The sequence below is a fragment of the Mycobacterium sp. NGS33 genome, assembly GCF_059812885.1.
In genome coordinates, this window is record NZ_JCALDN010000001.1 from 568,060 (window position 1) to 578,701 (window position 10,642).

Below are 10,642 nucleotides of genomic sequence, written 5' to 3' on the forward strand. Positions count from 1 at the left end.
AGATCATGCGGACCAAGAAGAAGGTCGACCTCAAGGCGCTGGCCGATGCGTTGGCCGACTACCCGTACGCGTACCTGATCACGGTCGACGACGCGTACCGCGTGCACACCGTGACGGTCGAACCGCGGCTCGAGGACGCCACTCTCGACGTCGGACTCATCGGCGGCCGGACCCGCAACAACCTCGCCCGGCGCGCCGACGTGACCCTGCTGTGGCCGCCCGCCGAGCCGGGCGGCTACTCGCTGATCGTCGACGGCAACGCCCAGGTGACCGACGCCCGCGAGGAGACCGCCCGCCTGACCGTGATCCCCACCCGCGCGTTGCTGCACCGCGACGCCGACTCGCCGGACGCCGCCAAGGGCTGCCTGCACGACTGCGTGGTGTTCTCGCTGCCGGCCTAGCGGCGATCGCAAGCGCCGCCGTCAGGCCAGGCCGTACAGTCTCATCCGTGAGCCGCGTCGCACCGCTCGCTCCGCCCTGGAGCGAAGAAGATGCCACTGGCATCAACAGCTGGGGTCACCCCGACCGCACCTATGAGCCGCTGCTGTTGGTGCGTTGCCTGCAGCGCCATCCGACGCTGGCCTCCCGGCTGCGCAAGCTCGGCGAATCCCTTTATGTCGCGGCGCTTTTGCCCGCCCGCACGCGGACCATCGCCATCTTGCGGATCTGCGCGCTGGTCGGCTGCGCATACGAGTGGGGCGGGCAGGCGGCGTTCTGGGGGCCGATCGCGGGGGTCAGCGACGACGAGTGCGACGCGCTGGTCACCGGCGGACCGGACGACCCGCGGTGGAGCGTTGCGGAGCGGACGCTGATCGAGGCGGTGGACGAACTCGAACGCACGGGCTCGTGGTCGGAGGCGACGTGGACCGCGCTGGGCCGTGACCTCGACGACGAGCAGCGCATCGAATTGCTCACGGCCGTCGGCTGGTATCGCACGATCTGCACGCTGTGCAATGCGCTCGCGCTTCCGGTGGAGGGCTGGATGCGGCCCTGGCCTGGGTCAGCGCGCTGAGCGGTCCCTGCGCAGGCTCGGATGCTGATTCTTCAATAGCGGCAAAAGGATTCGCCGCGGCATGAACTGAAACACGCGGGTGCTGACTTGGCCCGGCAGCCCGGGGATCACCGTTCCGCGGTCGTGCTCGAGCGCGTCGACTCCGGCGCGCGCCACCTCGCGCGACGGCTTCCACATGAACTTCGGGAACGCGTCGGCGAAGTCCCGCTCGTCCATGCCGGCGCTCTGCACAAACTCGGTGCGCACCGGGCCCGGGCACAGCAGCGCGACGGTGACGCCGGTGCCGGCGAGTTCACCGCGCAGCCCCTGGGTGTAGTTGTTGACGAACGCCTTGGTGGCCGCGTAGCCGACCTGCCCCGGAAAGGGTTGGTAGCCCGCGGTCGAGCCGATGTTGAGGATCGCGCCGCGCCCGCGCGGCACCATCTGCTGGACCGCGCGGGTCGACAGGTCGATGACGGCCTCGACGTTGACCCGCACCTGCGCGATCTCGGCGTCGACGGGCGTCTTGGTGACCGAACCCATGGTGCCCATGCCGGCGTTGTTGACCAGGATGTCGGCGGTCAGGCCGCGGCGTCCCACCTCGTCGAGAAGGCCGGCGCGGGCGGCGGAATCGGCGACGTCGCAGGCGATCACCTCGACGCGCACCCGGCCGGCGAGTTCGTCGGCCAGCTCGCGCAGCCGGTCCTCCCGGCGGGCGACCAGTGTCACGCCGTGCCCGCGGTCGGCCAATTCGCGCGCGATGTCGGCGCCGATGCCCGATGATGCGCCGGTGACGACGGCGGTGCTGGCGGGTGAGGGAGTCGGAAGGGCCACGCGTTCACCCTAGAGCGCCGCGGGTTCGGAGCGCTCACCGCCGCCGAACGTGAAACTGGCCGCACGCTCGCCGTCGAACGTGCGGCTAGCTTCACACTCGGTAAAGGCGGACCGGCAGTCGCAACGAAAAAGCCCGGCCCCTGATGGGGGGCCGGGCTTTTCCCGTACTTGAGTCGTCGGACTTAGAAGTCCATGCCGCCCATGCCACCGGTCGGGTCGCCCGCGGGTGCGGCCGCCTTCTCCGGCTTGTCGGCGACGACGGCCTCGGTGGTGAGGAACAGGCCCGCGATGGACGCCGCGTTCTGCAGCGCCGAACGGGTCACCTTCACCGGGTCGGCGACGCCGGCCTTGAGCAGGTCCTCGTACTCACCGGTCGCGGCGTTCAGGCCGGTACCGGCGGGCGAGTTGCGGACCTTCTCGGCGACCACGCCAGGCTCCAGACCACCGTTGAAGGCGATCTGCTTCAGCGGAGCCTCGAGCGCCACGCGGACGATGTTCGCGCCGGTCGCCTCGTCACCGGTGAGCTTCAGCTCGTCCAGCGACGGGGTCGCGTGCAGCAGGGCCACGCCACCACCGGCGACGATGCCCTCCTCCACGGCGGCCTTGGCGTTGCGGACCGCGTCCTCGATGCGGTGCTTGCGCTCCTTGAGCTCGACCTCGGTCGCGGCTCCGGCCTTGATCACCGCAACACCGCCGGCCAGCTTGGCCAGGCGCTCCTGCAGCTTCTCGCGGTCGTAGTCGGAGTCGCTGTTCTCGATCTCGCTGCGGATCTGGGCCACCCGGCCGGCGATGGCGTCGGAGTCACCGGCGCCCTCGACGATGGTGGTCTCGTCCTTGGTGACGACGACCTTGCGGGCCTTACCCAGCAGGGCGACGTCGGCACTCTCCAGCGACAGGCCGACCTCTTCGCTGATGACCTGGCCACCGGTGAGGATGGCCATGTCCTGCAGCATCGCCTTGCGGCGGTCACCGAAGCCGGGGGCCTTGACGGCCACCGACTTGAAGGTGCCGCGGATCTTGTTGACGACCAGGGTGCTCAACGCCTCGCCCTCGACGTCCTCGGCGATGATCAGCAGCGGCTTGCCGGCCTGGATGACCTTCTCCAGCAGGGGCAGCAGGTCCTTGACGGTCGAGACCTTGGAGCTGACCAGCAGGATGAAGGGGTCCTCGAGGACGGCTTCCTGACGCTCGGCGTCGGTGACGAAGTAGCCCGAGATGTAGCCCTTGTCGAACCGCATGCCCTCGGTGAGCTCGAGCTGCAGGCCGAAGGTGTTGGACTCCTCGACGGTGATGACGCCCTCGTTGCCGACCTTGTCCATCGCCTCGGCGATCAGGTCGCCGATCGACTGGTCGCCCGCGGAGATGGCCGCGGTGGCAGCGATCTGGTCCTTGGTCTCGACCTCTTTGGCCGACTTGAGCAGGGTCTCCGTGACCTTCTCGACGGCCTTCTCGATGCCGCGCTTCAGACCCAGCGGGTTGGCGCCGGCCGCGACGTTGCGCAGGCCCTCGCGGACCAACGCCTGGGCCAGCACCGTGGCCGTCGTCGTGCCGTCACCGGCGACGTCGTCGGTCTTCTTGGCGACTTCCTTGACCAGCTCGGCGCCGATCTTCTCGTAGGGGTCCTCCAGCTCGATCTCCTTGGCGATGGACACACCATCGTTGGTGATCGTGGGGGCGCCCCACTTCTTCTCCAGGACGACGTTGCGGCCCTTGGGACCCAACGTCACCTTTACCGCGTCGGCGAGGGCGTTGAGCCCCCGCTCGAGGCCGCGACGGGCCTCCTCGTCGTACGCAATTGTCTTGGCCATTGCGAAGTGATTCCTCCGGATTGGGGATGACACGTTCTGGCCGGGTGCAGTGCCCGCGACGGACGGCTAGGTGTCTCCCGCTTGGCGCGGCCCTGGCCTCACCGTCCCGACCTAGCACTCACTGGTCGCGAGTGCCAACGTCATTCTTAGCACTCGCCCATGTCGAGTGCAAGAAGCGGTCAGCCCTATCGCCCAGCGCGTAAACCGTCGACGACGACGTCGGTAACCCGCTCGGCCAACGCCGAGTTGTATGCCTCCATCGCCTGGCAGCCGACCATGATCGCCTTCACTTCGCGGACCCCGACATCCCGGCGCGCGGTGCCCGCCCGCTGCGCGGCTCGCAGCAGCTCGTCGAGCATGGCCAGGAAGGCGTCCTCGGCGTCGGGGGCGGCGGTGGCGATGTCGACGCCAAGCCCGGCCAGCGCGTCGGCCAGACCACGATCCGTCGCGCCCCACTGCAGCACCATCGACCGCAGGAAGGCGAAGAGCGCCTCGCCGGAGCCTTCGGAGTGCAGCAGTGCGCGGCCGTCGTCGACCAGCCGCTGCATCCGGTCCTCGATAACCGCCTGGAACAGCGCTTCCTTGGTCGGGAAGTGCCGGTAGACGGTGCCGGCCCCGACGCCGGCCCGGCGCGCGATCTCGTCGATGGGCACCGACAGGCCCTCGGCCGCGAAGGTGTCGTAGGCGACCTCCAGCACGCGCGCGCGGTTGCGCGCCGCATCGGCGCGTAACCGGCGTTCGGGCTGTGCCATCTGTTCATCACCCATCGGTTGACAAAGCGGGGCGTGCGTTCCGTATAGTCGGAGTCAACCGGAGCGCCCGCCCCGTTTACTCTACAAGTTCAAGGAGCCTGTCATGGCGAAGTGGACCACCGCGGACATTCCCGACCAGACCGGCCGGGTCGCCGTCATCACCGGGGCCAACACCGGCCTGGGCTACGAGACCGCCAAGGCGCTGGCCGCGCACGGCGCCCACGTGGTGCTGGCCGTGCGCAACCTGGACAAGGGCAAGGACGCCGTCGCGCGCATCACCGCCGAGAGCCGCGACGCCGACGTCGCTCTGCAGGAACTCGACCTCACCTCGCTGGAGTCCGTCCGCGCGGCCGCCGAACAGCTGCGCTCCGCACACGACCGCATCGACCTGCTGATCAACAACGCCGGGGTGATGTACACGCCGAAGTCGACCACCAAGGATGGCTTCGAGCTGCAGTTCGGCACCAACCACCTGGGCCACTTCGCCCTCACCGGTCTGCTGCTGGACCGGCTGCTGCCGGTCGCCGGCTCGCGGATCGTCACGGTCAGCAGCGTCGGCCACCGCATCCTCGCCGACATTCACTTCGACGACCTGCACTGGGAGCGCCGCTACAACCGCGTCGCCGCCTACGGGCAGGCCAAGCTGGCCAACTTGCTGTTCACCTACGAACTGCAACGACGGCTCGCCCCGCACGGCACGACGATCGCCGCCGCCGCGCACCCCGGCGGTTCGAACACCGAATTGGGTCGCTACACGCCCACGCTGCTGAAGCCCGCCGTCGACCTGTTCTTCTCGCGGATTGCTCAGGACGCGGCCATGGGCGCGCTGCCCACCCTGCGCGCGGCCACCGACCCGGCGGTGCTCGGTGGGCAGTACTACGGTCCCGACGGCCTCGGCCAGACCCGCGGCTACCCGACGATCGTGGGCTCCAGCAAGAAGTCGCACGATGCCGACCGGCAGCGCCGGCTGTGGGCGATTTCCGAGGAGCTCACCGGGGTGGTCTATCCCCTCGATTAACTGAGGTCGAGCAGCTGTTCGTAGAAGCCGCCGAAACCGCGTGCGCGATCGACGAGGTGGATCTCGAGGATCCAGTGACAGATGCGCCCGCGCGGATCGGTGCGGCGCATCGGCTTGGTCGATCCGGGCATGATGTACCACTGGACGCCCGGGCCGGCGATCTTCTTGTGCGGGAATTCGCCGATCAGGTGGCCCGCGATGCGGCTGCCCCAGTCGAAGCCCTCGGCGCGGGCCACGCCGACGACGTAGTCGAACAGCTCGGCGCCGGTGATCTCGGGATTGCTCGCGAAGTGGTCGCGGCCGGCCTGCCACACCCGCGGCAGCGCGTCGCGAACGGCCATCTTGTGCGGGTCGTCGCCGAGCACAAACGTCCGCCCGAAATCGGCCTCCCAGTCCTCGAAGATCGGCCCCAGGTCCAGGAAGACGATGTCGTCGTCGACGATCACCCGGTCCGGCGGGCGTTCGTGGAACGGCTGCAGCGTGTTCTCCCCGGCCCGCACGATCCGCCGGTGCCAGTGCCGCGTCACCCCGAACATCTCCCCGGCGAGGTCGTGGATCTGGTCGGAGAGTTCCTTTTCGGCCAGCCCGGGGCGGATCATGGCCCGCCGCTCGATCTCGTCGAACAGCCGCCCGGCCTTGTCCTCGGCGTCCAGCAGCCGTTGCACGCGAACGTCTTCGGCGCTCGATCCCTTCACACCGGCGATGTTATGCGCACACTGGAACCATGTCCCTCGTCGTGCCGCCCTACCCGCCAGCCCGCTACACCAAGGACGAACCGGAGATCAGCGCCTGGCTCAAGCGGGCCGAAGAGCCCCCCGACTACGAGACCACCGGGGCCAAGTACCACTACCTGGCCAACCAACAGGACACCGCCGGCGACTACGGGCTCTACCGGGTCGACATCGCCCCGGCCGGCGGCGGCCCGCCGGCGCATTTCCACCGCGCCATGTCCGAGGCGTTCTTCGTCCTGTCCGGGACGATGAAACTCTACGAGGGCACCCAGTGGACGGACGGCCACCAAGGCGACTTCCTCTACGTGCCACCCGGGGGCGTCCACGGTTTTCGCAACGAGGCGGACGAACCGGCATCGATTCTGATGCTGTTCGCGCCCGGCGCACCCCGCGAGGCATACTTCGAAGGCTTTGCGGCACTGGCGGATATGACCGACGAGGAACGCCGGGAATGGTTCATCCGCCACGATAATTTCTGGGTGCAGTAAACCCTTGCGTTAACCCGAAATTCGTTCCGCCGTAACGTTTCTGACGGTGAGGTCGAGCGCGGGAACAGTGGGCGTAGGGTGTGTCCGTGCGAACGCGGAAGCCGTCGAAACGGGCTGCGGCCTGGATGCGGCAGAGGATCGATTGGTCGATGAGCGCCCCGGTGATGATCAGCCTGCGGATCAAACGCCCAAAACCCCGCAGCACACCGGACTTTCGGCCCCGCCCGCCCACGCCGGTCGCCGTGCGGGAGCGCAGCACCCGGGTCGTCGGCTATCAACGGGGCGGGCGAGGAGTCCGCGATCGTGCCCGGGCACGCCTGTCGCTCGCACCGGCCGCGATGACCCGAGGGCCCCGCGTACGGCGCGCGCCGCGCCGCCGTTACGTCGCGCCCCCCAGGTCGCCGTCGACGTAGCGCGGCACGTGGGCGCGATCGCGGCGAGCGTGCGACTGCCCCACCCTCGACGAGCCCCACGAGCGCGTCGGATCCGGTGGAAATCGCTGTCCGGGTAACGGTTTTTCGCGAAGGACACGACAAGCCGCACCGTCACCGGGCCGTCGCCCAACCCGACCGGGTCGACCGCCGATGAGTATGTTTTGGGCCATGGCTTCCAACGACACAGAAAACCGCAACTGGTCGGAGGGCGACGTCCCGGACCAGAGCGGCCGCGTCGTCGTCGTCACCGGCGCGAACACCGGCATCGGGTATGAGGCGGCCGCCGTGCTGGCCTACCGCGGCGCCCACGTCGTGCTCGCGGTGCGCAACCTGGAGAAGGGCAACGCGGCGCTGTCGCGCATCGTCGCCGCCAGCCCGCGTGCGGACGTCACTCTGCAACAGCTGGATCTGACCTCGCTGGACGCGATCCGTTCGGCCGCCGACGCGCTGCGCGCGGCCTACCCGCGCATCGACCTGCTGGTCAACAACGCGGGCGTGATGTGGACGCCCAAGCAGGTCACCCGGGACGGTTTCGAATTGCAGTTCGGCACCAACCATCTGGGCCACTTCGCGCTGACCGGGCTGCTGCTCGAAAACCTGCTGGTGGTGCGGGATTCGCGGGTGGTGACGGTCAGCAGCCTGGGTCACCGGCTGCGCGCCGCGATCCACTTCGACGACCTGCAGTCAGAACGCCGGTACGACCGGATCGCGGCGTACGGGCAGTCCAAGCTGGCCAACCTGCTGTTCACCTACGAGCTGCAGCGACGGCTGGCGGCCAAGGCCGACGCGAAGACCATCGCCGTCGCCGCGCATCCCGGCGGCTCCAACACCGAGTTGGCCCGCAACCTGCCGGGCGTGTTCCGGCCGGTGAAGGCCGTGCTGGGGCCGGTGCTGTTCCAGAGCCCGGCCATGGGCGCGTTGCCGACGCTGCGGGCCGCCACCGATCCGGCCGTCGTGGGCGGGCAGTACTACGGCCCGTCGGGATTCCTCGAACAGCGGGGCCGCCCGAAGCTGGTCGAGTCCAGCGCCCAGTCCCACGACGAGGAACTGCAGCGTCGGCTCTGGGCCGTCTCCGAAGAGCTCACCGGCGTCAGCTTCCCGGTCTGACCCGGGACATAATGGCTCCGATGCGCTCAGTCGCCGAACATCAGCGGGTGGTCACCGAGTTGATTCGCCCCCGCCCGCCGGTCGCGGTCCCGCTCACCGAGGCCCAGGACCTGGTGCTGGCCGAAGACGTGGTGGCGCAGCTGGCGTTGCCGGTCTTCGACAACTCGGCGATGGACGGCTACGCGGTGCACGCCGAAGACATCTCGACCGCCACACCCGAACACCCGGTGGTGCTGCCCGTCGCCGAAGACATTCCGGCCGGGCGCACCGATCAACTGACGCTGCAGCCCGGCACGGCCCACCGGATCATGACGGGCGCACCGCTGCCCGCCGGGGCGACCGCCGTCGTGCCGGTGGAGGACACCGACGGCGGCGTGGACGTCGTGTCGATCCGCGCGCCGCGCGAGGCGGGCAGGCATATCCGGCACGCGGGCGAGGACGTCTCCCCCGGCACCACCGTGTTGAGGCAGGGGCAGGTCGTGACGCCCGCGGTGCTCGGCCTGGCGGCGGCGCTGGGAATCGCCGAGCTGCGGCTGATTCCGCGTCAGCGGGTGCTGGTGATCTCGACCGGATCGGAGCTGGTGACGCCGGGCACCGCGCTGCAGCCCGGGCAGATCTACGAGTCCAATTCGATCATGCTGGCCGGCGCCGTCCGGGATGCGGGCGCCGAACTGGTCGCCGTCGCGACCGCGGAAGACGAAGTGGCGCAATTCAGTTCGATCGTCGACCGATACGCGGCTGACGCGGACCTGATCATCACCAGCGGCGGCGTCAGCGCCGGCGCCTACGAGGTGGTCAAGGACGCCTTCGGCCGCGAGGGCGACCAGGGTGTGGAATTCGTCAAAGTCGCGATGCAGCCGGGCATGCCCCAAGGCGTGGGACGGGTGGCCGGCGCGACGATCGTCACGCTGCCCGGCAACCCGGTCAGCGCGCTGGTGTCCTTCGAGGTGTTCATCCGTCCCGCGCTGCGCCGGGCAATGGGTCTGCCGGACCCGGACCGTCCGCATCGCACCGCCGTGCTCGCCGAGTCGTTGACCTCACCGCGCGGCAAGCGCCAATTCCGGCGCGCGGTGCTGAGCGACGACGCCGGCACGGTCACCAGCTACGGGCCGCCGGCGTCGCATCACCTGCGGTGGCTGGCGTCGGCGAACGGGCTGCTGGACATCCCCGAGGACGTCGTCGAGGTGCCCGAGGGCACCCCGTTGCAGGTCTGGGATCTGCGCTAGGGCTCACTAGGCCGCGGGCGTGGCCACGTCGCGATGGAACTCGTCGGCCTTGTCGAAAGCCGGGGTGCAGCGGATGGCGATGCCGACGATCGCCATCATCACGGGAATGGTGACCAGCGCAGCCGACAGCCCCACCCGACCGGACAGGTGCCCGATCAGTGGCGGCCCGAGCAGATAACCCAGCCAGCCGGTCGCGGCCACGATGGCGATCGCCGATCCGGCGCCGCTCGCGCCGTAGGCCGCGCTGAAGGCGGTCGGCACCAGCAACGCCACGCCGGCGCCCAACGCCGCGAAACCGAGCACGCCGATCCAGGGGTTGGGGCTCGCCAGCATCACGCTCATGCCCACCACGGCCACCAGCGCCAGCGCGGGCAGCAGCCGGCGACTGGGCGCCCGCGCGTGCAGCCGCGGGGCGCCGAACCGGGTGACCACCATCGCGCCCGTGTAGGCGGCGTAGCTCACCGCGGCGACGCTCGGGCCGGCGCCGAGGACGTTGCGCAGGTAGTTGGCCGACCAGTCGGTGGCGGCGCCTTCGCACAGAAACGAGGCGAACGACACGGCCGCCAGGATCGCCACCGTCGGCGTCAGCCACGCGCGGTTGCCTTCCGGCCGGCCCGACGGCGCCGCCCTCTCCGCCGCGTCGGGGATCAGGCGCCGGGTCAGCGTTTCCGCCACGATCAGGACGACCAGTCCGAGCGCCGCCAGCTGGACCGTCAGGCCGACGCCCGCGGTGACGCACCCCGCCCCGATCACCGCTCCCACCAGCGCCCCGACACTCCACATGCCGTGGAAGCGCGCCATGATCGGAGCCTCGGCGAGCCGCTCCACCGTGCCGGCCTGGGTGTTCATCGCGACGTCCAGCGCACCCTGGAACAGTCCCCACAGCGCCAGCGCCGCGAACAACCAAGCCCCGGATCGGGCCAGGCCCACCGTCATTCCGGCCGCCGCATAGCCGGCCACCGTGACCGGGATCAGCCGGTGGCTACCCCAGCGGGGCAGCGCCCAGTGGCATCAGCGCGGTGGCCACCACCGATCCCAGCGGCGCACCGAACAGCGCCGTTCCGAGCGCCGCGTCGGAAAGGCCGAGTTCGGCCTTGACGTGGGGAATGTGGGCGGCCCAGGACGAGAACATCGTCCCGTGGGCGACGAAGACCGCCGTGACCGCGACTTTCGCCCGGCGCACTCGTACTGCCGGTCGATCGGCGCTGTGCGATTGCATGTCGAAGGTGGGCGTTCCCCCTGCGGGCCGCTAC

At 69.8% G+C, this 10,642-nt stretch carries 10 protein-coding genes and 1 pseudogene; 6 read left to right on the plus strand and 5 right to left on the minus strand.

Annotated elements, in window-relative coordinates; genetic code table 11:
• Nucleotides 1-5 precede the first annotated feature (5 nt).
• Both AC5Y5B_RS02495 and AC5Y5B_RS02500 read left to right on the plus strand, forming a co-directional pair.
• Complete coding sequence (locus AC5Y5B_RS02495; RefSeq protein WP_500003234.1) at nt 6-401, plus strand: pyridoxamine 5'-phosphate oxidase family protein; 396 nt, start codon at nt 6-8, stop codon at nt 399-401.
• A 47-nt stretch (nt 402-448) separates the two neighbouring features.
• Nucleotides 449-1,012, plus strand: coding sequence for a carboxymuconolactone decarboxylase family protein (locus tag AC5Y5B_RS02500; RefSeq protein WP_500003237.1), 564 nt, complete (start codon nt 449-451; stop codon nt 1,010-1,012).
• Here AC5Y5B_RS02500 and AC5Y5B_RS02505 read toward each other — a convergent pair.
• From AC5Y5B_RS02505 to AC5Y5B_RS02515, 3 genes are all read right to left on the minus strand, one after another.
• A complete protein-coding gene (locus AC5Y5B_RS02505) occupies nt 1,001-1,825 on the minus strand; it encodes an SDR family NAD(P)-dependent oxidoreductase (protein ID WP_500003239.1) in 825 nt (274 codons plus the stop codon). The two genes, AC5Y5B_RS02500 and AC5Y5B_RS02505, sit on opposite strands and share 12 nt — an antisense overlap.
• A gap of 182 nt (nt 1,826-2,007) precedes the next feature.
• Nucleotides 2,008-3,633, minus strand: a complete 1,626-nt coding sequence (gene groL / locus AC5Y5B_RS02510; protein ID WP_007768358.1) for a chaperonin GroEL — start codon at nt 3,631-3,633, stop codon at nt 2,008-2,010.
• A gap of 185 nt (nt 3,634-3,818) precedes the next feature.
• Entirely contained in the window at nt 3,819-4,385 is a 567-nt protein-coding gene (locus tag AC5Y5B_RS02515; protein ID WP_165821742.1) for a TetR/AcrR family transcriptional regulator, read from the minus strand.
• Nucleotides 4,386-4,488: 103 nt separating this feature from the next.
• Here AC5Y5B_RS02515 and AC5Y5B_RS02520 point away from each other — a divergent pair, with 103 nt between their 5' ends.
• Complete coding sequence (locus AC5Y5B_RS02520; protein WP_112631653.1) at nt 4,489-5,403, plus strand: SDR family NAD(P)-dependent oxidoreductase; 915 nt, start codon at nt 4,489-4,491, stop codon at nt 5,401-5,403.
• Here the strand turns inward: AC5Y5B_RS02520 and AC5Y5B_RS02525 are convergent.
• The gene (locus AC5Y5B_RS02525; RefSeq protein WP_112631654.1) at nt 5,400-6,098 is read right to left on the minus strand and encodes a M24 family metallopeptidase; all 699 of its coding nucleotides are present in this window, start codon (nt 6,096-6,098) and stop codon (nt 5,400-5,402) included. The genes AC5Y5B_RS02520 and AC5Y5B_RS02525 overlap by 4 nt on opposite strands.
• 29 nt (nt 6,099-6,127) lie before the next feature.
• On the opposite strand from AC5Y5B_RS02525, the gene AC5Y5B_RS02530 reads away from it, so the two are divergent.
• The 3 genes from AC5Y5B_RS02530 (at nt 6,128) to moeA (ending at nt 9,389) form a co-directional block, all read left to right on the plus strand.
• On the plus strand, nt 6,128-6,622 hold the full coding sequence (locus AC5Y5B_RS02530; protein ID WP_500003246.1) for a cupin domain-containing protein: 495 nt from the start codon (nt 6,128-6,130) through the stop codon (nt 6,620-6,622).
• A gap of 602 nt (nt 6,623-7,224) precedes the next feature.
• Nucleotides 7,225-8,163, plus strand: a complete 939-nt coding sequence (locus AC5Y5B_RS02535) for an SDR family NAD(P)-dependent oxidoreductase (protein ID WP_500003248.1) — start codon at nt 7,225-7,227, stop codon at nt 8,161-8,163.
• Nucleotides 8,164-8,183: 20 nt separating this feature from the next.
• Nucleotides 8,184-9,389: a molybdopterin molybdotransferase MoeA gene (gene moeA, locus AC5Y5B_RS02540; RefSeq protein WP_112631657.1), complete on the plus strand. Its 1,206-nt coding sequence runs from the start codon at nt 8,184-8,186 to the stop codon at nt 9,387-9,389.
• Nucleotides 9,390-9,395: 6 nt separating this feature from the next.
• Here the strand turns inward: moeA and AC5Y5B_RS02545 are convergent.
• A pseudogene (locus AC5Y5B_RS02545) lies at nt 9,396-10,635 on the minus strand (MFS transporter); the annotation flags it as partial.
• Between the last annotated feature and the right edge of the window lie 7 nt (nt 10,636-10,642).

Bases quoted from the DNA above. Each gene is read 5' to 3' on its own strand.
- AC5Y5B_RS02495 (WP_500003234.1), top strand. From the start codon at position 6: ATGCGGACCAAGAAGAAGGTCGACCTCAAGGCGCTGGCCGATGCGTTG.
- AC5Y5B_RS02515 (WP_165821742.1), bottom strand. From the start codon at position 4,385: ATGGCACAGCCCGAACGCCGGTTACGCGCCGATGCGGCGCGCAACCGC.
- moeA (WP_112631657.1), top strand. From the start codon at position 8,184: ATGCGCTCAGTCGCCGAACATCAGCGGGTGGTCACCGAGTTGATTCGC.
- groL (WP_007768358.1), bottom strand. From the start codon at position 3,633: ATGGCCAAGACAATTGCGTACGACGAGGAGGCCCGTCGCGGCCTCGAG.
- AC5Y5B_RS02530 (WP_500003246.1), top strand. From the start codon at position 6,128: ATGTCCCTCGTCGTGCCGCCCTACCCGCCAGCCCGCTACACCAAGGAC.
- AC5Y5B_RS02520 (WP_112631653.1), top strand. From the start codon at position 4,489: ATGGCGAAGTGGACCACCGCGGACATTCCCGACCAGACCGGCCGGGTC.
- AC5Y5B_RS02535 (WP_500003248.1), top strand. From the start codon at position 7,225: ATGGCTTCCAACGACACAGAAAACCGCAACTGGTCGGAGGGCGACGTC.